Annotated in this window: 25 protein-coding genes, 1 tRNA gene and 1 pseudogene; 8 read left to right on the forward strand and 19 right to left on the reverse strand. The window is 53.3% G+C overall.

What is annotated here, in order from left to right; translation table 11 throughout:
• Nucleotides 1-9: 9 nt before the first annotated feature.
• From QFZ34_RS15615 to QFZ34_RS15660, 10 genes are all read right to left on the reverse strand, one after another.
• Complete coding sequence (locus QFZ34_RS15615) at nucleotides 10-501, reverse strand: terminase small subunit-like protein (protein ID WP_307282565.1); 492 nt, start codon at nucleotides 499-501, stop codon at nucleotides 10-12.
• On the reverse strand, nucleotides 498-1,409 hold the full coding sequence (locus QFZ34_RS15620; RefSeq protein ID WP_307282567.1) for a hypothetical protein: 912 nt from the start codon (nucleotides 1,407-1,409) through the stop codon (nucleotides 498-500). Before QFZ34_RS15620 ends, QFZ34_RS15615 begins: the two co-directional genes overlap by 4 nt.
• Before the next feature lie 87 nt (nucleotides 1,410-1,496).
• Nucleotides 1,497-1,670, reverse strand: a complete 174-nt coding sequence (locus QFZ34_RS15625) for a hypothetical protein (protein ID WP_307282569.1) — start codon at nucleotides 1,668-1,670, stop codon at nucleotides 1,497-1,499.
• 261 nt (nucleotides 1,671-1,931) lie between these two features.
• The gene (locus tag QFZ34_RS15630) at nucleotides 1,932-3,626 is read right to left on the reverse strand and encodes a hypothetical protein (RefSeq protein WP_307282572.1); all 1,695 of its coding nucleotides are present in this window, start codon (nucleotides 3,624-3,626) and stop codon (nucleotides 1,932-1,934) included.
• Between the two features lie 26 nt (nucleotides 3,627-3,652).
• Nucleotides 3,653-3,823 (reverse strand): hypothetical protein, encoded by a 171-nt coding sequence (locus QFZ34_RS15635; RefSeq protein WP_307282574.1) that lies wholly within the window; start codon nucleotides 3,821-3,823, stop codon nucleotides 3,653-3,655.
• A gap of 892 nt (nucleotides 3,824-4,715) precedes the next feature.
• Nucleotides 4,716-4,928, reverse strand: coding sequence for a hypothetical protein (locus tag QFZ34_RS15640; protein WP_307282576.1), 213 nt, complete (start codon nucleotides 4,926-4,928; stop codon nucleotides 4,716-4,718).
• Nucleotides 4,925-5,239, reverse strand: a complete 315-nt coding sequence (locus QFZ34_RS15645; protein WP_307282580.1) for a DUF6074 family protein — start codon at nucleotides 5,237-5,239, stop codon at nucleotides 4,925-4,927. Before QFZ34_RS15645 ends, QFZ34_RS15640 begins: the two co-directional genes overlap by 4 nt.
• An 81-nt stretch (nucleotides 5,240-5,320) precedes the next feature.
• Complete coding sequence (locus QFZ34_RS15650; RefSeq protein WP_307282582.1) at nucleotides 5,321-5,908, reverse strand: hypothetical protein; 588 nt, start codon at nucleotides 5,906-5,908, stop codon at nucleotides 5,321-5,323.
• Nucleotides 5,909-6,077: 169 nt separating this feature from the next.
• The gene (locus QFZ34_RS15655; protein ID WP_307282584.1) at nucleotides 6,078-6,407 is read right to left on the reverse strand and encodes a winged helix domain-containing protein; all 330 of its coding nucleotides are present in this window, start codon (nucleotides 6,405-6,407) and stop codon (nucleotides 6,078-6,080) included.
• Between the two features lie 171 nt (nucleotides 6,408-6,578).
• Nucleotides 6,579-6,764 (reverse strand): DNA-binding protein, encoded by a 186-nt coding sequence (locus tag QFZ34_RS15660; protein WP_307282586.1) that lies wholly within the window; start codon nucleotides 6,762-6,764, stop codon nucleotides 6,579-6,581.
• Between the two features lie 165 nt (nucleotides 6,765-6,929).
• On the opposite strand from QFZ34_RS15660, the gene QFZ34_RS15665 reads away from it, so the two are divergent.
• On the forward strand, nucleotides 6,930-7,409 hold the full coding sequence (locus QFZ34_RS15665; RefSeq protein ID WP_370878796.1) for an Arc family DNA-binding protein: 480 nt from the start codon (nucleotides 6,930-6,932) through the stop codon (nucleotides 7,407-7,409).
• Nucleotides 7,410-7,413: 4 nt separating this feature from the next.
• Nucleotides 7,414-8,622: a tyrosine-type recombinase/integrase gene (locus tag QFZ34_RS15670; protein WP_307282591.1), complete on the forward strand. Its 1,209-nt coding sequence runs from the start codon at nucleotides 7,414-7,416 to the stop codon at nucleotides 8,620-8,622.
• Between the two features lie 150 nt (nucleotides 8,623-8,772).
• On the opposite strand, the gene QFZ34_RS15675 is transcribed toward QFZ34_RS15670, so the two are convergent.
• Nucleotides 8,773-9,408, reverse strand: a complete 636-nt coding sequence (locus tag QFZ34_RS15675; protein ID WP_307282593.1) for a class I SAM-dependent methyltransferase — start codon at nucleotides 9,406-9,408, stop codon at nucleotides 8,773-8,775.
• Between the two features lie 141 nt (nucleotides 9,409-9,549).
• Here QFZ34_RS15675 and QFZ34_RS15680 point away from each other — a divergent pair, with 141 nt between their 5' ends.
• Nucleotides 9,550-9,726 (forward strand): YegP family protein, encoded by a 177-nt coding sequence (locus QFZ34_RS15680; RefSeq protein ID WP_115051345.1) that lies wholly within the window; start codon nucleotides 9,550-9,552, stop codon nucleotides 9,724-9,726.
• Between the two features lie 152 nt (nucleotides 9,727-9,878).
• Here the strand turns inward: QFZ34_RS15680 and QFZ34_RS15685 are convergent, their stop codons facing one another.
• Nucleotides 9,879-10,436: a DUF308 domain-containing protein gene (locus QFZ34_RS15685; protein ID WP_307282596.1), complete on the reverse strand. Its 558-nt coding sequence runs from the start codon at nucleotides 10,434-10,436 to the stop codon at nucleotides 9,879-9,881.
• Nucleotides 10,437-10,575: 139 nt separating this feature from the next.
• Between QFZ34_RS15685 and QFZ34_RS15690 the strand changes: the two genes are divergently transcribed.
• Entirely contained in the window at nucleotides 10,576-11,154 is a 579-nt protein-coding gene (locus tag QFZ34_RS15690; protein ID WP_307282598.1) for a TetR/AcrR family transcriptional regulator, read from the forward strand.
• A 144-nt stretch (nucleotides 11,155-11,298) separates the two neighbouring features.
• Here the strand turns inward: QFZ34_RS15690 and QFZ34_RS15695 are convergent, their stop codons facing one another.
• On the reverse strand, nucleotides 11,299-11,625 hold the full coding sequence (locus QFZ34_RS15695) for a hypothetical protein (RefSeq protein ID WP_307282600.1): 327 nt from the start codon (nucleotides 11,623-11,625) through the stop codon (nucleotides 11,299-11,301).
• 96 nt (nucleotides 11,626-11,721) lie between these two features.
• Here QFZ34_RS15695 and QFZ34_RS15700 point away from each other — a divergent pair, with 96 nt between their 5' ends.
• Nucleotides 11,722-11,964, forward strand: coding sequence for a helix-turn-helix domain-containing protein (locus QFZ34_RS15700; protein ID WP_307282603.1), 243 nt, complete (start codon nucleotides 11,722-11,724; stop codon nucleotides 11,962-11,964).
• A 5-nt stretch (nucleotides 11,965-11,969) separates the two neighbouring features.
• Here the strand turns inward: QFZ34_RS15700 and QFZ34_RS15705 are convergent.
• Both QFZ34_RS15705 and QFZ34_RS15710 read right to left on the reverse strand, forming a co-directional pair.
• Nucleotides 11,970-12,045, reverse strand: a tRNA-Thr gene (locus QFZ34_RS15705).
• Nucleotides 12,046-12,215: 170 nt separating this feature from the next.
• Entirely contained in the window at nucleotides 12,216-12,785 is a 570-nt protein-coding gene (locus QFZ34_RS15710; RefSeq protein ID WP_307282605.1) for a helix-turn-helix domain-containing protein, read from the reverse strand.
• Between the two features lie 38 nt (nucleotides 12,786-12,823).
• Between QFZ34_RS15710 and QFZ34_RS15715 the strand changes: the two genes are divergently transcribed.
• Nucleotides 12,824-13,333, forward strand: a complete 510-nt coding sequence (locus QFZ34_RS15715; protein WP_307282607.1) for a GNAT family N-acetyltransferase — start codon at nucleotides 12,824-12,826, stop codon at nucleotides 13,331-13,333.
• Here QFZ34_RS15715 and QFZ34_RS15720 read toward each other — a convergent pair.
• Entirely contained in the window at nucleotides 13,330-14,292 is a 963-nt protein-coding gene (locus QFZ34_RS15720; protein ID WP_307282609.1) for an NAD(P)H-dependent flavin oxidoreductase, read from the reverse strand. The two genes, QFZ34_RS15715 and QFZ34_RS15720, sit on opposite strands and share 4 nt — an antisense overlap.
• Nucleotides 14,293-14,502: 210 nt before the next feature.
• Between QFZ34_RS15720 and QFZ34_RS15725 the strand changes: the two genes are divergently transcribed.
• On the forward strand, nucleotides 14,503-15,582 hold the full coding sequence (locus QFZ34_RS15725; protein WP_307282612.1) for a hypothetical protein: 1,080 nt from the start codon (nucleotides 14,503-14,505) through the stop codon (nucleotides 15,580-15,582).
• 5 nt (nucleotides 15,583-15,587) lie between these two features.
• Complete coding sequence (locus QFZ34_RS15730; protein ID WP_307282615.1) at nucleotides 15,588-16,502, forward strand: methyltransferase domain-containing protein; 915 nt, start codon at nucleotides 15,588-15,590, stop codon at nucleotides 16,500-16,502.
• A gap of 3 nt (nucleotides 16,503-16,505) precedes the next feature.
• On the opposite strand, the gene QFZ34_RS15735 is transcribed toward QFZ34_RS15730, so the two are convergent.
• From QFZ34_RS15735 to QFZ34_RS23420, 3 genes and pseudogenes are all read right to left on the reverse strand, one after another.
• The gene (locus tag QFZ34_RS15735; RefSeq protein ID WP_307282618.1) at nucleotides 16,506-17,300 is read right to left on the reverse strand and encodes a TIGR02186 family protein; all 795 of its coding nucleotides are present in this window, start codon (nucleotides 17,298-17,300) and stop codon (nucleotides 16,506-16,508) included.
• On the reverse strand, nucleotides 17,297-18,175 hold the full coding sequence (locus tag QFZ34_RS15740) for a sulfite exporter TauE/SafE family protein (protein WP_370878855.1): 879 nt from the start codon (nucleotides 18,173-18,175) through the stop codon (nucleotides 17,297-17,299). The genes QFZ34_RS15735 and QFZ34_RS15740 overlap by 4 nt, the downstream gene beginning before the upstream one ends.
• A gap of 253 nt (nucleotides 18,176-18,428) precedes the next feature.
• A pseudogene (locus QFZ34_RS23420) lies at nucleotides 18,429-19,225 on the reverse strand (peptidoglycan-binding protein); the annotation flags it as partial.
• Nucleotides 19,226-20,344 lie beyond the last annotated feature (1,119 nt).

The raw sequence follows: 20,344 nt of genomic DNA on the forward strand, positions 1-20,344 counted from the left end.
ACTCACACCTTACGCCTCACTGGATTCATTTCTGTCCGCTGGCTTGACGATAATGCGCTCAATGCGCGTGACCGTCTCAACTGGCTTTCCATCTGGCCCCGAAACTTCCTGAGAAATTTTGTCGCCATATTTTTTGGGCGCCATCTTACTCATGAGCCACTTTCTTGTGTCTACTCGCAGACGTGCGCGGGCAATGACATCAGGCTTGATCAGTTCCTTCCCATCCTCAGTAACGTGTACATCGCCTGCGCTATCGTCGGCAATTTCCAGAATTTCCTCTGCCAGGGCATTAGTTCTAGCCTCCATTGCGCGCGCGTACTGCTCCGAAAAGCCGGGATGCTTTGAAAGCCACAAGAATACGGTGCTAGCGGCTGGCATGCCTTTGTCGGTACATACATCACGCAGAGAACGGCCCGAGGCCAAGGCAACGCATATGTTGGCTACCAGCTCGTCGCTGTAAATGGATGGTCTGCCGCTTGTCTTGTCGTCACTGCTCATCATACCCGCCCTCTTGTATCAATCCACCCCCACATATTAATGGTGTTAGAGGATATCGTACCGGCGGGGATACCGACGCCGTGATACAACTGACGGGAAGTATCAGTAAAAAACCCGCCCTCAATCCAGTTGCCTGACGTAGCATTTGCTCCGGCCGGAGCGGCAACATTCTGGACCACAGTTACGCCCGCCGTACCGTTTTCAGCATCCCCAAAAGTATTGAAGGCATTTGAAGATGGATTAACGACGAGGTTGACCTGCATAATAGGCTCAACAACAATGCCATCGGGAACGGAAAGTAATCTTAAAACGGGTGGAGATACCGCAGCAGTGCTATTGTATGGTGTTACCGATACACGGCGTTTAAACTTATCACCTTTTTGATGAAACCCTATAATCGTTGCCGCTTCGCGTATAATAGAACCAATCCGTCGCTTGCGGTCGTAATTGGTTGGCATCGTCGGAGCAGTCGCAGAGGTGGAGAACAGGGCATCCACAACACCCGTATCTGACCTTTGGATAAGCCATATATGGTAGGTGCCATCGGCTAAGGACCCGGTGTCCAGCCCCCCTTGGTTTGACCCAACTGCCCAACCAGCATCAAGCCGTTTGGAAATGGCAGAAGCCAATGTCAGTTTTCTATAGGGCGAGGTGTCGGCGGCGCATTCACCAACCGCAATATCAAGGTCATTAACTGCATCGCCCACATTGTTGGAAAGCGTCAAGCCATGAAGATAACCACGCGGGGCGTAAGTGGTCATTGTGCCATCGTCGCGAGCCGTGGCAATATCTGCCATCATTCCTCGGAACATGCCATCAATGTTGGCTACAACTTGGATATTACCGTCCGTAGTGAGGCCACCTACAGACGTGTTTAGAGAGGCCGTTGACGACCAACCTGATACCGGCATGATAAAATCCTAACTTCGTATGTTGCTAGCTTGAAAGCTATAAAGAGGAGAGGGGTTAAAGCTGAGCTGCTGCGATAAAAAACTCGTCTATGTCGCTAGGAGATTTCCGTAATCATGGCGGAACGCCGCCTCCAGTCGGGGGCAGTCGCGCCGCACCATTTCAGCCACCGGCCAAATACCCAACATTCCTAAAGCAGCCGCTTGCTTTGCAAACTGAATTGCAGACACGGTTGCGGGAACACCGCTACTAACGTTGGTCATGAGGGTTTTCCTTTTTCTATGAAGGTTCGAAAGGTGCGCTGGTTAAGCGACTATTGTTTTAGAGGCTGGGAAATACGATATTGCGCGTACAGGACGGAAAACGGGGTTTTATGAACGACGAACAGCAGAAGCCGATTATTGATCTGCATGAATCCGAATGGGTAAGGACCGGCAAACGAGAGCCGATCCTTGGGCCAAACGGTGAGGAGTTTCTTTGGTCTATCCCTTTAGCAATTGGTAGTTGTCTCATCGCGAAGGTTATTATTGGAGCTCTGTGGCCCCTGCTGTGGCCCCACTGATCGCTCTGCGGAGATGATTGGGGAGTTGAGGGGCTCTGTAAACAAACCCTCGGGCAGCAGCGTCCCTTAAGCTATTTGCAGCCGTTACAGCGCCTCTATCAGCGGCTCTGCCAGCAAGATGCCCAGCGATGGGAGCGGCAGCATTGATAAGAAGTCCCGCTGGACCCAGTGCGAGGGTAGACGTCGCTCCGACCGTTTGCGGCAAAGACGCGCTAATCACGCCGCGCGGGGCCAGCTTCGACAGCCAGTTGACCATCTGTGAGTTGGACCCACCCTTTGCCATTTGACGGATCAATGCAATCTCGTCGTGTGACCAGCCAGAGGTGGCTTTACCCTTTTTAATCTGGCTATAAAGCTGAGACATACGTTGGCGGATCGTGTTTGCCATGCCGGATTGGGTATATTTACCCGTATCAACGTCAGCCAAATCTAGAAGGTCTTCAATCGTCTGTGTTTTGGATTTCTGCGCCCATAGTTTACGGGCATCTTTGACATAACCGAAACCTCGAATGTCGCCAGTGATGTCCGTTGCGTTCACGTTATCTGAATAGTGATTGATGACCTTCTGAACACGGTCCAAGGTGAATTTGTCTTGAGGCTGGGCATTCTTCATTGCCATACGAACAGACTGTTGAAGCTCATCCAATGTTTGCAGATCGACAGGCTTGCCTTTCATGGAAGCTACATCGTCGATAATGCCAAGCGTGTTTGGGCGGAGGGTAGGATTGGGCCGACCAGCAGCCATCGCCACGTTGTTTGCAAGCTTGTCGAACGATCCGGGCTTGATAGCTATCCCGGCAGCGCGTGACTTTTCGTAGAGAGCGTGCGATGCGCTGGCAAGCTCATCAACTCCAGGAGCCGGGGTGGTTGCCTTTGGCGCGCGTAAGCGGGAAAGAACATTGCCACCAGTTTCGAAGACGCCGCCAGTGAGTGCACCCAAAGCACTTCCTTTTGCGGCTTCTTCCAGGCGCTTGCCCTCTTCCGCATTGGCGGCACCATATAGACCGCCATATGCAGCACCTTCTCCCATACCAGCAGCTAGTTTGCCACCAGTACCGGATGCACGGCCCATAAGCGTTGCGCCGCCCCACGCGGGCCGTGAAGCGGCAACAGTACCACCGCCACCCATTGTAAGGGGGCCAGATGTAACGCCAGCGCCCAAGGCAATCCCGCCAGCTACGTCGCCAATCAAATTGGCAGCGGTGCCGCGCTTTTCCTTTAGAGCGGCTTGTAGAGCTTGTTCGCGCTTATATGCCTCGCCATAACCGACACCATCGCGTGCCATACGTGCAACGCCGCCAACGGTGCCAGAATACATTTCATCTGCAAACGGGAGATTAGCGCTTGTCGCATCGGCAGCACGGCGCATTAGACCGCGCTCGCCCTGCATTTCATTGATTTTGGATGCCTCAAGATTGGCACGGACAAAACGATCTGTGTCTTCCTGTGGCGCATTCTGGAAGCCAGTTGTCATTTGCGACATGTCGGCCATAGCAGCAGCTTGCGGATCACGCCCATCCAATTGAACAGGTTGATGTGGCTTGATGCCTATCTGTTCGGCTATTTCGTCAACAGTCGCATTCTGCTGTTCGGGTGATAGCCGTAGAAAGCTGTCATCAACTTCCACTTGCTTACCCTGAATATCTAATATCGGCACGATAATGCTCCACTCCAGAGAAACGGTTAGACGAGGTCGAGTTCAATCAAAGCTTTGAGGGTCAAAGCGTCACGGGCGAAGTCAGCTAGGGTTTGCCCACGCTTGCGGGCAGCTCTTTCAAATAGCTGGCGTTCTTCCAACGAAACGCGAGCATGCACAGCCTCCACCATCGGATGGCATCTGCGAATTGCAGCCATGTCAGAGTCCTTGATTGTGAGCTAAATGTAGTTGCTTATCAGGCCAATATTGCTTGGCCCGCTATATGTGGTATCTGCCTGCCGCTTTAGCGCGGATTCCCACTATGCCACTATTGAGTGAAACTCAAACCAAAGCAACGCTTAAATTCCTCACATTCCGCATATTCCTATCGTGCAGAGCGTTGATAATCAGCGAGTGCCAATGCGTCTGCCGAGAGAACTATATCAAGTCCGATAGGGTCTACACGCCACGGGGCCTTCGGACTTATCCGGTAGCCAATTCCATACCTTAGAATCCAGCGTTTAATGCAGTCAGGAGACTTCTTCGCCTGGATTGCAGCGTCTCTAACGGAAATTGACTCTGGAGCCTTGGACATGGGTGAGTAGGGGCGGGGCAGCTCTGTTTCCGCTGTCTTTAAACCCCAATGGACCGCGAGAGCATCAAGGCCGCTATAGAGCAAAGCTCGCGCCCATCGCTGGTCGCGAACTGATAAGCCCGACTCGGACAGAGCGGAACCTGTGCCTACTATGCGCCAGAGCAAATCGAATGCACCTCGATCAATTCTATCGAGGACATCGTGGCATCTTTTCATTGCTGTTCCTGCATCAAGGGCTTTGTCTGCCCCAGCTTGACCGCATGACCCGCCATCTACGCGAACTCGGGTGTAGTCGAAGGCCTTAGCTCCGGCTGCACCCATGTCCTCGCACAAGGCCCTGAACCTATCAGCCGCCTCCTTCTGAGCGGGATCAATGCATTTCCGAGCAAACATTGTTTCAACAGCACTCTCCCGGACATTTTTCCGAGCAGTGACCTTCGGCGTGTTCCATTTTTCGCCAGTATGCTGAGGAGAGAAGGAGGGGTTGTCGATCTGAACTATATGGATTTCTGGTTTCATCGCCGCGCCCTTTCGCTTTGGTAAACTGCAAGGGCATCTGCATCGGCGGAAAGAACAATTGCCAGACCCACGGGATCAATCTGCCATGATGCGCCCTTGTGAAGTTGTTTCCCGATGTCGTACCTTTTCGCCCAACGAGTAATTGTGTCCTCAGATTTCTTGGCGATTAAAGATGCATCGTAGAGCGAAATTGGCTTGCAATCACTCATGCCGATTTGCCTCCCGGTTGGTTCCACCAGTATACGAGCCGCTCTGCCTCAACATCGACCGCAGAAAAGAATGCTCCTACTTGCTCGTCTTGTTCGTCTTCGGATAGGCCTAGCTTTTCCAAATGTTTGAACAAGGCATCAGATACTTGCGTTCTATAGTAGTCAGCAGCGCGGGCCGACGATTTTTCGACAAGCTTTTCAGCAACGTCACGAACCTTTCCTATACGGTGCGTCAGTGGGAAAAGGATGATTTGGCATGGACTAGCAGGATTTCTTCTTATGGGGAGTCCACGGTTGAAGGTACTATTCATAGGCTTTGATACCCCCTGCCAAACTCTGATAAGCACTACACAATTGTGAAATTGGTGCACTCACTGATTTTGTTGAGTTTTTCATGAAGCCTTCCTTTCAAAATTGATATCCGATTTCACAAAGGGGAAGCGGGTGATTTCACTTTTGTGTAGCGAGAGTTTTTTCTTTCGGCCATGTTCCTTTGACCGTTCTTCTGCCTTTTGCGGCTTCACCTTTTTCCATTGGAGGGCTTTGTCAGTACCGACATTCTTCCACTCGTGAGTAGGTGGATTGCCCTCATAGTCACCCAAGAACGTCAACCGGTAGAGATTGGGGTGGGCGGTGCCGTCAGCAGCACGACCCGTCTTCTTCACCAGCAGGCCCTTAAAGACCAACTCATCACAACCGTCGGCGATAAATCGATGGGTGACTCCGTAACGCTCAAAGTCGGGGTGGGTTACTATGAGCTGACCATTCCACTTACGACCCTTAATCGAATGTTCACCGAGAATTCGGAATAGGCATCTAAGAGCGTTGACTGACAGGCTGGTGAATGAGGGCGAAAACAGAAGTTCCTCAGACAACCAGATCCACGGGCTATCCTTCTCAGGGGCATTATGCTTGATTATACGTGCCTCTTTCTTGGGCGTGACGATCCGTGTTCGCTCTCGTTCGGAATATACGGCCATTATCCAGCCCTCCGAATTTCTTGAGCGTGACGAATAGCCAGGCAGGCTTCAAGAGGCGTTAGGTCAAATCGTTCACGTAACTCGACGACAGTGGTATTCAATGGTTTTGGCTGAATAGCTAACCATTGGCTGGCTACCAATGTCTTGGCGTTCAACGGAGGTGTATCCATCAGGCCACCTCGCTCTCTGTGAGAACAGCTAGTTCGGTTACAAGCTTGTATATTCCGTGTGAGCCTGGGAAAGGCCCATCATGTTTTTCGACAATCGTTTCAATCTCGATGCCAAAATCATGCCGTAGGACCCGGACGTGTTCAGAGAGCCGAACACCCGGGAATTGCACAGTGGTAATTCCCTGGCTGCCAGCTTTGACCAATTGCTCTGCTGTCCAAGCTACGCGGCCCTTCAGGATAATCGGGTTACCCTTGTCTTTAATGGCAACGCAAATCCTGTACGCACCGCGCTTTGAGGTTGTGGAATCGTTAGTAAATGATACTATCATCGCGCTGTTGCTTTCTTGGAGGAAGGTTCAGTTTGCGCTCCGTTGACAGTCGCTCGTCGCCAAACTGGACGACCGTCAACGGAGTTTCTATTTGCATTGCATCAGTGGTTTTTAAGTAGATATTCCTGTTTTGTTCCAAGCGAGAAGATTGACGTTTTCCGCTCGTGTCAGTCATGCTGCACTCTCCATGAAAAAACGCATGAGCTGACCGCGCTCTACGACCCAGCGGGTGCCGATCTGCTTTGCCGGTATTTTGCCCGTCGAAAGCATGTAGTGGGTCTGGCGCACCGTGCGGCCAATGATTTTGGAGATTGCCTCCAAACCCCAGACCAGTTCCGGCTCATTTTTGGTGTTCATTGTAAAACCTCGTTAACCAGTTTGACGGAATCAATTTGATTGTGTGTTATTGGTGTGGCGTGACATGTGTGTCATAGGTGTGGCATATCTGTCAACGATAAAGTGTGGCATTGGTGGGGCATGGCTAGAGAAGATTTACATTTCAGACTTCGGATACCAGAGGCCTTGAAACAGGAGGTCGAGAAAGCGGCGACCGAAAACCATCGAAGCATGACGGCTGAAATCATTGCGCGCTTGGAAGGCAGCTTCCTACAACCAATGATAGTGGAAAAATTGATGAACAAGCTTGATGAGCAGCGCATCAAGCTGCAGGAAGCAATTACCACTAATGCTTATCTCGAAGACTTGCGGAAAGTTTTAGAGCAGCGTCTTGAAAAGGCCGAAGAAGGCGACTTTCCCTATATCACGGTACCTGAGGACCAAACCATTTACGTGATACTCGATGCGAACGGCCTCCCGCTTTCTTGGCAAGAAATTACCCTTCATCTTGGTGAAATAAGTCGTCAGGGAAATTTGAAGATCGACAAGTTAGAGGCAAGAATCTTCAACGCCGATCTGAAGACAAACAATGAGCGCGAGGAAGAGTTTTTTCAGTTGTATGAAAAATATCGAGCAATGAGGCTTGAGGCGAAAGGCGGGCAGTAAAACTATGTCTATCCGCAAGCGCACATGGACGAATGCAAAAGGCGAAGAAAAAACTGCTTGGGTAGTCGATTACTTTGATGCGACGGGGGTGCGCAGATTAAAAACCTTCAAGCTAAAAAAGGAGGCAGACGTTTTCGCCTCGACTGCCAGCGTGGAAGTTCGCGAGGGAGTGCACGTTGCTGATAGTGCGACAGTAACTGTTGCCGAAGCAGGCAAGCTTTGGCTGGCCAGTTGTGATAGCGCGGGATTGGAACGCTCAACTGTCGACCAATACCGGCAGCATTTGAATATCCACATCGTTCCCATGATCGGCACTTGGAAGTTGAATAAACTAACGGTTCCTACTGTTCGATCCTTTCAAGACAAACTGCGCGATGCCGAAAGGTCGGCTGCCATGATAAAGCGGGTCACAGTGAGCCTCGGTAGCATCTTGTCGGATGCTCAAGAGCGAGGACTTGTCATTCGCAATGCAGTGCACGAGATATCGAGGAAGCGCGGGAAGGGATCGGGTCAGGCTGAGAAGCGCCAAAAGGCGCGGCTTCGCTACGGCGTGGATATTCCGACCATGGAAGAGGTGAGGGTGATTCTAGGGGCTGCGGAAGGGCGCTATAGGCCATTTCTCATCGTGGCGATATTTACGGGATTGCGCGCTTCCGAGTTGCGCGGCCTGACCTGGCCGGATGTGGACCTAAAGAAGGCTCAACTTCATGTCCGTCAACGCGCAGACAAATACCATGTAATTGGGATGCCAAAGTCTGATGCAGGGCAACGAACCATCCCGTTGACGCCAATGGCAGTCAACTCGTTGAAAGAATGGAAGCTAGCTTGCCCGAAAGGTGATTTGGACCTTGTCTTTCCAAACGGCGAGGGCAATGTCGAATGGCATCAAAACATTATCAAGCGCGGGTTGCATCCGGCTATGAAAAAGGCTGGCGTGGTGGTGGATTCTGAGAACAAAGATGATGAAGGCAATCCAATTGTAAAAGCCAAATACACTGGACTTCACGCCTTGCGGCATTGGTTCGCGTCGTGGTGCATCAACAGCAAAGCAGACGGTGGCTTAGAATTATCACCGAAGGCGGTGCAAGCGCGCATGGGGCATTCGTCTATTCAAGTGACTTATGATACCTATGGCCATCTGTTCCCGGCTGCTGACGAAGCTCAAGCGTTGGCCGATGCTGAAAACCGACTAATGGCAGTCAATGCGACATAGATGCGACATGTCGACTAATAGTGTAATTAAAACAACGGATGCCGAAACACTCTGACTCCGTTAGTCCTGGTTCGAATCCAGGTTCCCCAGCCAAATATCAATCCCCGATTATGCAAATTCTCCCGCCCGCTACCGTGACAACCACGCTGGTCACTGCTTGCGCGCCACGATATAGGGCCGATTGTCATTTCCCTTGGTTGCGTGGTTCTCCGAGGCAAGAATGCTAAAGCCAGCGGCGCTGATGATCTGGCTAAGCTTCGCAGCCCGGAAGACACCGGCGTAGGGCGCAAGCCCGACCGCTCGCATAAGCGGCAAGACCAGCCGAATGAGTGGGTTCATCTCGCCGACGCAGGGCGTCTTGGAGATAAACAGCCCGCCAGGCGCGAGCAAGGCATGGATATGGCGCAGCGTGCCGGGCAGATCGCGGACTAGATGGAGATAATTAAAACCGAGAACGGCGTTGTATGGGCCATCGCTGAGCGCCAATCCTTCGGCTGTGGTGACGCGGAAGGAAAGCCCTGCAATGGGGTCTGCCGCCCGCTTGCCTTCGGCAATCGCGATCATCTCGCTGGAAATATCCGTCGCGAGATAGGCTTGTACACTGCCCGCAAGACGCAGCGCCGTCGTGCCTGTGCCACAGCCGAGCTCCAATACTCTGTCGTCCGGCTGTAACAGAGCGCGGGTCCGGTCCAGCGTTTGCTCATATCCGGCCTGATCTGCGATTTTGCCCGCCGCATATTTCCGTGAAGATCGGTCCCAGAAACGGGCGTCACTCGCAGTGTTCATAATGGCGCTCTTTGTTTGTTTGAGTGGCAGGTGGACCGGCCAAGTCGAGGGGAGACTGGCACCAATGCAACCCTTGTCAATAGTCTTTGCAAATGGCACGTTGAGGTTGTGTGATTCACGCTTGCAAAAGGAAGCTATATTTTGGCCCACAAGTTCGAAATTTATAAAGACAAAGCTGGCGAGTTTCGCGTTCGCTTTAAATATAACAGCGAAGTGATGTTCTCGACCGAGGGTTATACATCCAAGTCCAGCGCGCAGAACGCCATTGATTCAATCAAGAAAAATGGTCCAAGCGCTCCTGTCGAAGACATAAGCTAAGCCTACATTATATGGCGCTGGGCAGGCGCATAGACTGCGCCTGCCCAGCCAATTTTTTGCCCGCATTGCTACTGCGACGGCACGTCTGGTTTAGGTCTGTGCTTAACAGGAGAGCTAAGCTTTATCGGATCGCAAATAGAGAGCGACGACCCCTACGCCTCTGCTTTGCGATAGACTGTGACGACAAGCCAGATTGCCGCAAGCAGGAAATAGAACGCGCCAAAGGCTGCATAGGGAGCGATTTCCAGAATCGTCGGCACCACAGTGCCGATGGATTGGCTGATCATGAAGCCACCGGCAAGGGCCGATTGTGCGCCGCTCAGGATCATCGGCCATTGCGCGCCATAAGAACGCCAGCGCTTCAGACCCGTATTTAACTGCAACAAACCTGAAAAGATCGCCCAAACGCCGAACACGGCCAGAACCGCATACATGCTGTTGCTGACAGCAAGGATAACGGCGATCGTTGTTATCGTGCTAACCACGACATTGAACCCTTGAGACGGATTGGCTTTCAAGCCGCCATTGACACGGGCATCAACCAGATTGGCGAGCGCATCCCATGCCGGATAGATGACGAGCAGAAGCACGACGAAAGAAGATTGCGCGTTGAAAAGAATGGCGGCGGTAACCCACGCGACAGAGAAGATAGCGCGTGTGAAATAATAGTTTCGCAGCCAGTTGGACGGGGTTGAAGGTTGAGTTTGCATGGACGTTTTCCTGTTTAAAATCTACCTACTAGTAGGAAGGTTAAAATCGAGAGTCAACCCTGTTTCTGAACACCTCGTTGTGAAAGGGCGGCGCGGCGCATGGTCTTGACATCCAGCCTACCAGAAGGTAGGCGAGCTTATGAAATCAATGGCTTCCACTTCAGAAAAGATTCTCGACATCGCGCAGTCTCTCATTGTCGCGGGGGGCTATAACGGATTCAGCTATGCTGATATTTCGGCTGCAATAGGCATCCGAAAGGCGAGTATCCACCACCACTTTCCGACAAAGGCCGAGCTGGTTGCCGTGCTGGTGGACCGTTACCGGGGGCAGGCTGAAGCGGGTTTGAGCTCGCTGCGAAGCCAGGTTGCTAGCCCTGACGAACAGTTGCAGGCCTATTTGAATTACTGGGACACATGCATCCGCGATGCCTCGCAGCCCTTTTGCGTTTGCGCGATGCTGGCTGGTGAGATGCAAATGCTGCCCGATGAGGTCGCCTCGCGCGTGCGCGCCCATTTCCAAAGCCTTGCAACATGGCTTGCGGCGGTGCTGAGCGCAGGAGCGGAGCAGGGTCTGTTCCGGTTGAACAGGTCCCCGGAAGAGGAGGCCCAAATGCTGATGGCCTCGGTTCATGGGGCTATGCTCTCTGCAAGGGCCTTTGACGATCCCGGATTGTTCATCGCAATCATCAGCAGCCAGATTGCCAAACTGACGAAGTAATCAGCGGAAGAGCATTAACGCTACGCTTGCCTTTACCACAGCCATAGGTGCTCAGACGGCCTCAGAGCTCGTCAGAGGCAGGCTTGGCGGCTGCTTGGCCCGCGCTAATACTGGCACTAGCTACTTGCGCGCTCTGACGCCTTCCTATGCGGGCGGAGCAAGGCGTTTTGCATTTTGAGAGGCGTGCTCATTGGCTTTTGGTGGATCAAGCATGAGCAATGCCGGGTTACCGTCGATAAGTGGGATATGCCTGACGATATGCAGCTGATTTCCCGCATCGCGGTGGATTGAATAAATCAGTTCACCCTTTGAGGTATGATTCATCTGTTTGTTTGCCATGCTGAAGCGCATCACAATCGCTATAAGGCCAAGCAGAAAACCGGGCGGGATGAGCAGCCATAGGGCCTTGATCCAGTCGGGTGACGATTGAAAGGTATCAAGAAAATCAGCCCAGAAATTGTAATTATCCATCTATCTAAACATCCATTGGCTAGATGAGTAGTATCCTAAAATGGGATAATCCGAAAGTGGGATTATTCCAAATGCCTCATGATCCGATTGAGGCATATGATGAAATCGCTACATTCTGATGGCTATACAGAACTGGTCTTGTTGCTCAAGGGCATTCGGCTAGACAACAGACTTACACAAAAGTTCGTTGCTGAAAGGCTTGGAAAGCCACAATCATATATTGCGAAAGTGGAAGGGAGCGAACGACGAATAGATATTGCGGAATTCATCGCTTATACGCGCGCTTTAGGTGTAGACCCAATTGAAGCTTTCAAAGAGTATGTAAAGCGTGTTAAATAACCGGCTGGTGCCGCTTCCCGGAATCGAACCGAGGACCCCATCATTACGAATGATGTGCTCTACCAACTGAGCTAAAGCGGCGGGAACGCTGGTTTCCCTGATCCAAAAGCGGCCAAACTTGATTGGCCGTGGATGACGCGCCTGATATCGTCATTGTGGCTGAATTGCAAGCCTTGCGATGCCAGCTTTGACGCAAATACCCACAATCTCTTTTTGCCTGAACAAGCGGCAAGCCCTCTCGTCAGTGCACTCTAGCGCTTGCTCAGCACGATCACGGCATAGCGGCAGGGCGCACTCGTCTCATTGGCGAACACGCAGTCGCTGGGGGTGCCAAGCTCAAGGCAATCGCCTTCTTGCAAGGTGTGGGTCGTCTCCCCCTCGATGAGGGTCAGTGTCCCGCCAAGAACCCAGATCAACTGGCGCAGGAAAATATAGGCCGAGGCAGGCAGCGGCACACGCGTCTGTGGCGGCAGGTCGATATGAACCACGTCCATGGGAAGGTCCGAGACGGGCGAGACATGGCGCCGAGTATAGCCGCTTTCCGGGTCGATCCATATGGGTTGGTCACCACGGCGCAGCAAACGCCCCGCCTGCATTTCCGCTCGCGCCATCAATGTTGACATGCTCAAGCCAAAGGCGCCGGAAAACCGCGCCATCAGCATGGCTGTCGGGCTGCTCTGGCCGCGTTCCACCTTATTGATCATGGCGCGGGAGACGCCGGATTTTTGTGCAAGTTCTGTCAGAGACCAGCCGCGTGCTTCTCGTTCTATGCGGATGCGGGAGCCAATTTTTTGATCGACATTATCTATTTTATGAGACATATTAAAATTATAGTAGACAAATATTAAAGGTGCAAGTTGTGATTGTGCGTGCGGCTGTGGAATCGGATCTCCCAATTATCCTGGAAATATACAATGATGCTGTGCTCAACACGACGGCGATCTGGAATGAGACGCTGGTCGATCTTGATAATCGCAAGGCTTGGCTGCGGGATCGGCAGTCAAAGGGTTTTCCCGTGCTTGTCAGTGTTAATAATGAGGGGCAAGTCACCGGCTATGCATCGTTTGGCGATTGGCGAGCCTTTGAGGGCTATCGCCACACGGTGGAACATTCGGTCTATGTCCATAAGACTGCGCGTGGCGGTGGTATCGGCAAGATGCTCATGCTGGCGTTGATTGAAAAAGCGCGCGAGTTGGGCAAGCACGTAATGGTTGCCGGTATTGAATCCGGCAACGAAGCGTCCATCCGTCTGCATGAAAAACTTGGCTTTCAGGTGGTCGGCCATCTGCCGGAAGTAGGAACCAAATTCGGCAAATGGCTTGATCTGACATTTATGCAGATCGTCCTGGACAAGGCGGCTGCGCGTTAGGCGGTGCAGAGCGCTGCCTTGGCTTCCTTATATTCCCGCTCAAGCCGCGCGACGAGTTCGCCTGCCGGAACAATCTGTTTGATTGCGCCGATGCCCTGGCCGCAGCCCCATATGTCTTTCCAGGCTTTTGCGCCGGTGGTCGCCGCTTCGAAATCCATCTTGGAAGGGTCGGCTTCGGGCAAATGATCCGGATCCATGCCCGATTTGGCGATGGATGGTTTCAGATAATTGCCGTGAATGCCGGTGAAATAGTTGGAATAGACAATATCGGAAGAGGCGCTATCGACAATCATCTGTTTGTAGTTGTCAACAGCGCGCGCTTCTTCAGTGGCGATGAAGGAGGAGCCGATATAGGCAAGGTCTGCGCCCATGGCCTGCGCGGCCAGCACGGCCTTGCCTGTGGCTATAGCGCCGGAAAGCAGCAGCGGGCCGTCAAACCATTCGCGGATTTCCTGCACAAGCGCGAAGGGGGAGAGCGGGCCCGCATGGCCGCCTGCACCGGCGGCAACGGCGATCAGCCCATCGGCGCCCTTGCGGATAGCGGAGTTTGCGTGGCGGTTGTTGATGATGTCATGCAGGACAATGCCGCCATAGGAATGGATCGCGTCATTTACCTCGGGAACTGCGCCCAGCGACGAGATGACAATAGGCACCTTGTATTTCAGGCACATGGTCAGGTCATGTTCGAGCCGCTTATTGGAGCGGTGGACGATTTGATTGACCGCAAAAGGCGCGGCGGGGTTGTCCGGGTTCTTCTCGTCATGGTCGCGCAGAGCCTCGGTGATTTCCGCCAGCCATTCATCAAGCTGAGCTTCCGGCCTTGCATTGAGCGCGGGGAAGGAGCCGACAATGCCAGCCTTGCACTGCGCAATGACCAAAGCCGGATGGGAAATGATGAATAAGGGCGCTCCGACAACCGGAATCCGCAGGTTTTTCTTCAGAATTTCCGGCAATGCCATGGATACCTCCCAGATGTGGCAAATTTTGACGTTTGCGTAAACGTAAGCCTTTTTATCATGCCTTTGATTTTGAGCAAGCAAAAGCTATGTGGGCCAAAAATGATCGCAGCAAAAAGTATGATGCGGCCATGATTGCGCCGCCTCTGTCTTGAATAAGCAGTCAGATAGGTTATGGCTAGCCTCTGATTCTTTTAAGGGATAATCGTCGGTTTGGAAGCGATCGAACAAGCAATCCGCAATGCATTGGCCAAGGCTGATGCCAAGAACCCTGCAATACGGCAGAAGGTTTACGAGTCGGCCTGGGGCGCGCATGAGCGTTCGCTGGCGGCCAACGGGGCGCTTGACGACGCGCAGCGCGAGGAGCGGCGCGAGCGCCTGAAGCTCGCCATTACCAAGATCGAAAATGAAGCGCAGGCTGCGCGCCCGGTAGTTAATGCTGCGCCAGCGCCGGTTGTCGAGCCGCGTGAGCCAAGCTTTTCCGCAGCGCCTGCGGCCCCTCGTGGCCGTGATGCACGTATCGAGCCGACCATCGGCAACGCACCAGCCCCAGAGCTCGGTGCCCCGGAACTGGCCACAGACAGGCCTTTTACTGCCGGCAATGAACGCCCGGACTATGTGAAGAAAGATCGTTACCGGCGCGAGAAAAAGCAGCGCCAGGAGAGCAAGAAGGCTACAGGCCTGACAAAGCTTTTGATTGTTCTTGCCCTGTTTGTCGTCGCGATCGTTGTATTGTGGATGGTGGCGACGGGCATAATCAATTCGAAGCCTTCCAGCGTCCCGGCCAGCACAGGCAATCCCGCTGCCAGCGGCAGCCACGAACCTTTGAAAGAAGGGCAATTGCCCAGCGAAGGTACGTGGATTGGCATTTTCGAACCTTCGGATACAACACAGGTTTCCGTTTCGGGGCGCGCAACGGCAACCATTGATGGCGATCAGGTGCAGAAATATCTGCGTATAAAATCGCCGGGCGAAGCAGATGAGATCAGCTTCCAGATCGGTGAGGGCGTATTACAGCAACTGGCGGGCAAGACCGCGCTGTTTGATATCGTGGCAAGGACGCCGGATGGCACCGCGACGCAAATGGCGGTCAGTTGCAACTTCGGCAATCTTGGCGAATGTGGCCGCAAGCGCTACGATGTTTCCGACGCCAGCAAGGAATATCTCGTGCAGGTTGATTTTCCCGCCGACAAGAAACCTTCGGGCAATGGCGCCATCAGGATCAATTCGGATATTTCCCAAACCGGCAAGGTTGTCGATATTATCGCCATCCGCGTGCAGATCACGAACTGACAATAGTGGCGCGTGCGTTCCACTCATCCGGTGATCTGATAGCCGACCGCCGCGCTTCCTATGCCGATATGCTGTTCGACAGCGGCGATCATGCCGCTGCTGCCGATCTTATGGCGCAGGCGCTGGAACTTGTTCCGGATTGGACTGCAGGGCGGTTTCGCCTCGGTGAAATGTGGGAAGCCGCCGGGCAGCATGAATCAGCTGCTGCGGCTTGGCGCAAGGTGCTGGAATGCGATCCGGAAGATCGCTTTGGTGCAGGCCTGAAGCTTGCCGCGACCGGTTATGCGCAAGTGCCTGCAACGCCGCCTTTGGCCTATGTCGAAACTCTTTTTGACGCCTATGCGCCGACTTTTGAAAGCGCCTTGCTGGACAAACTCGACTATCGCGTTCCAGAGCTTTTGGCACAAGCCATTGAAGTGCATGGCGGTGCACGCAGATATCATCGGGCGCTTGATCTGGGCTGCGGCACGGGTTTGATGGGTCCATATGTGCGACCGGTCGCTGATTGTCTGGACGGAATGGACCTGTCGGAAGCCATGTTGCAAAAGGCTGCCGAAAAGCAAATCTATGATGATCTACGCAAGAGCGATGTCAACGAATTCGAGGTGGAACCCGGTAGCCTCGATCTTGTGATCGCCGCCGATGTTTTCGTATATGTGGGCGATCTTGAGCGCGCCTTTGCAACGATCGCAAAGTCACTGGCGGTGGATGGGCTCTTTGTCTTTTCGGTCGAAAATCAAGAGGGCAGCGATGAGCCGATCCTGCAACCTTCGCTACGCTATACCCACTCGCAATCCTATATAGAGCGGCTTTTGTCGGCGCAGGGCATGGCTTTGGTCTCGCTTGCCAGAGAAACCATTCGGCTTGATCGCGGCGAACCTCTGCAAGGGCTGATTATTGTTGCAAGACTGCGGGATTGAGGATCAATCCTTACGGAAAATCAGGCGGCCAGCCCAGCCGGTGACCACGGCCAGCAACACGGCGAAAATACCGTAAAGCAAGCTATATTGGTTCGCTGCACGATAAATGCGGAACTCAAGCCCAGCCTTTACAATATTGAGACTGGTGGCATTTTCGCGCAAGAACTCACCATTGCGGAAGAGAAAAGCCCGCGCCACATGCTTGCCAACAGGAACATTGGCAGGCAGGGATAGCGTCGCGCGGAAAAGAGTCGCCGACAAAAACTGAACATCGCCGGGACGCTGGTTATACAGCCTTTGCTTAAGCTTGAGGCGCGGCAATTCGGTCGTGAATTCCTTGAGTGATTCACTGGAGCTGAAACCGTCCGGCATCGGTTCATAGTACATATTGTTCACGCCAAGCCCAAGCTGCGTGAAGATTTTCGGCGTCGCGATGTCCTGTAGATTTCGCGTGGAGGCAAGGGAATAGGATGCTGGAATGTGCTGGAACGAGGCAGATTCGGCATTGACCCAAATACCCAGATAGCGGTCCTTGCGGCGGACAACAAAACTGCGTTCCGGTCCTTCTAGAACCACGACAATATCGTAGCGCCCCTGCCGTTGAATGAGCGGGTCGGCATTATCCAAGGCCCCGAATACGATCAGGTCAGTGCCGCGAAAGCCCGAGGTGATTGCAATCGTATCGGTCGAAAGGCCAATCTCCACCGTTTCCGTATTTGCTGGGCGCTGCTGGGCCAGGGCAGGTTGCCCGGCAAGAAATGCGGCAACCAGAATGAATGAATACCGGGCCAGCCTCATAAGCCGCCCCCGGTTACAACTGCAAGGCTGATCGAATAAAGATCATCAGGAGTGACAAAAAGCTCGATAGCAAGACGCAGGCCAACAGCGAGAACCAGCATAGCCAGCAAGGCGCGCAGTTGCTCGCCGCGCAATTTCTGGCCGATACGCGCTCCATATTGCGCGCCGATGACACCGCCGGACATCAACAGAAACGCAAGCACAATATCGACCGACTGGTTGGTAGTTGCCTGCATGATTGTTGCAAAGGCGGTAACGAAGACGATTTGATAGAGCGACGTGCCGATAACGACATTGGTCGGCATTTTAAGCAGATAGATCATGGCTGGAACCATGATGAAGCCACCACCCACACCCATAATTGACGACAGGAAGCCGATTGCTGCGCCCAATACCAGAATGGGAATAATGCTCACATAGATCTTTGAGGCACGAAACCGCATTTTGAATGGAAGCCGGTGCACCCAATTGTGCTGCCCCGGTTTTTTCAACGTTGCCAATTGTCCTGCTCGGGTTCGTCGCATGGCCTGGACGCTTTCATAAAGCATCAGACCACCGATTGTTGACAGGAAGACCACGTAAAGCAGGGAAACTATCAGATCCAGCTGACCAAGTTCGCGCAAGAGAACGAAAACATAAATGCCTATGCCAGCACCAACAATGCCGCCTATAACCAGCAATGACCCAAGTTTGACGTCCAGCGTGCCGCGCTTGAAATGCGTAAGAGCGCCGCTGAAAGAAGAGGCGATGACCTGATTTGCACCCGTCGCAACGGCGACGGCAGGGGGAATGTTGTAGAAAATCAGGAGCGGGGTGATGAGAAATCCCCCACCGACACCAAACATGCCAGACAGGAATCCCACAGCCGCTCCCATGCCGAACAGCACGAAGATATTGACCGAAATCTCGGCTATTGGCAGGTAAATACCCAAGTCTCTTCAAACCCCATTATGGTGCTCAAGCACCACGATGACAGCAATTCTTTAAGGTTTCTTGCTCGCTTGCGGGCTTTATTGGAGTTTAGACTGAGAGTTTGACTTTAATATAGGTTTAAACGCGAAACCCTTTGTCGCAATGGATTTTTTCGGGTCCTGAGGCAATTTTATCACGGCAAAGCGCTTGGAGCGTTCAGCCGTTTTTCTTCAACAGGTTTTGTACCAGATCCTTGTCGATATTGCCGGTCGGCTTCAGACCATTATCCTTCTGGAATGCCATGATCGCCTCGCGGGTTTTGGAGCCGATTCTCCCGTCAGAACCACCAGCATCATAGCCGTTCTTGTTCAAAATCAGCTGGATGTTGCGCACGGCCTTTTCCATGTCGAGCGAACCGGTCTTCACAGGCGTTTCGCGCCATTGTTCAGGAATATTCAGCGCATTGGCGTCGGCATCCATCGCCTTTGGCTTCCACAGGGCAAAGGCAGCCTTGGCACGGGCAAGCTGATCGGATCGGGAGTCATCGCGTGCGCAACATCCTCACGCTTGGAAGCAGCATCGCTATCACCGGCTTGCGCCGCGATGGCGAACCATTTGTAGCTTTCTTCCAGATTTTGCTTCATGCCAACGCCCTTCGCCGAAAGTATGGCAAGGTTGAACTGGCTATCCTTGACGCCAAGCTCGGCAGCACGCGTGAACCAGCGTGCCGCCGCTTCATTGTCCGGTGCGCCATTTGTCCCGGCGGCCAACAGAACTGCGAGATTATGCATGGCGCTGGCGTTGCCTTGATTGGCGGCAAGTTCGTACCAGTGCTTGGCCTTCGCGGCATCGCGGTCTACGCCAAGCCCTTTTTCGTAGAAGTTGCCGATCCTGTATTGAGCAGGAGCAAAACCACGCTCTGCGGCCAGCCTGTACCACTCGGCGGCTTTGCCATAATCGCTCGCAAGGCCACGCCCATCCATGTAGCGGTCGCCAATTTCAAACAGCGCCTTGTTATCGCCCGAGACGACAGCTGTGTGAAGTTCATCCGGCAATCCATCGGTTGGGATGGCAGGGATCGCCACGGGCTCAGATGACTTCGGCGGCACGGATTGGGTCGTCATGCTGGTGTCGACCGCTTCATTGACGGTCGCCGGCATTTGTTGCTGCGCAGCAATAACGCTTTCCACGCTTACCGGCGCAGGTTGCACCGCTGCAAGTTCGCGTGCAGCTGCTACCGGAGCGGGCTTTTCCACGACCTTGGCTGGCGCGGCTTTGGACGCTGTGGCTTGAGGTGCGACAGGGTGGTCCAGAAAGGTTGCCTTCAACTGCAGTCCGGCAATAGCAATCATAATGGCGCCAATGGCCAAAAGAATAGGTTTGCGCTGCCTTGCGAGAAAACTCCGCTTGGGGTGATCCTCGCCAGCCAGTTCATCGGCCGTGGATGGTGAATTTTGCTGATTCTCCATTTCCGATGCCGCAGCCTGTGCTGCGCGGCGTGCGGCGGCAATGAAGTCCGCCTTGCCGTTGCCGGATCCAGCCAGTTGCATCTCGCGCCGATCTTCACGCACACGCTTGAGAATGGAATTCAGATCAGGCATGCCGGAACCCGGCTCAAGCGGACGATTAAGCAGGCTTGGATCGATATCCAGCTTCAAATCGGGTTCATCGCGCCCCATGTTGGTTTCTGGGTCTTGTGCCGGAGCTTGTTTGCTACGGCTCTTCAGACCGCGGGTCAGACCTCCAAATATCGATGCCTTTGCATTCGGCTCAGGGTCAGCCATCTCGCTATTGTAAGCGGCTGTTGCTTCGGGAGACATTTCTTCGGACTTGGAGAACGTCGGAGTTGCAAAAGCAGGTTCGGTTATCGTCGGTTCATTTGTTACGGTATCCTGAACATGACGATAGACTGGAACAGGTCCGCTTTCCAAAGATGCCAGACGATCAACGATCTTCAACAGCGTGTCGTGGATCGCTTCAAATGTCTTTGTATTCCGGTCTTCCGACTTACGGGCAAGACTTTCAAGAGTCTTCAGGTCGCCAGCAAGTTCGCGTGCAACCGCGCTATCATGGACATTCGTCACGCCAGAAATATTGCGTACAGCTTCAACGGCAGCATTGCGCGCGGTTTC

Origin of the sequence: Phyllobacterium ifriqiyense (assembly GCF_030817885.1) — a bacterium.
Classification (GTDB): Bacteria; Pseudomonadota; Alphaproteobacteria; order Rhizobiales; family Rhizobiaceae; genus Phyllobacterium; species Phyllobacterium ifriqiyense.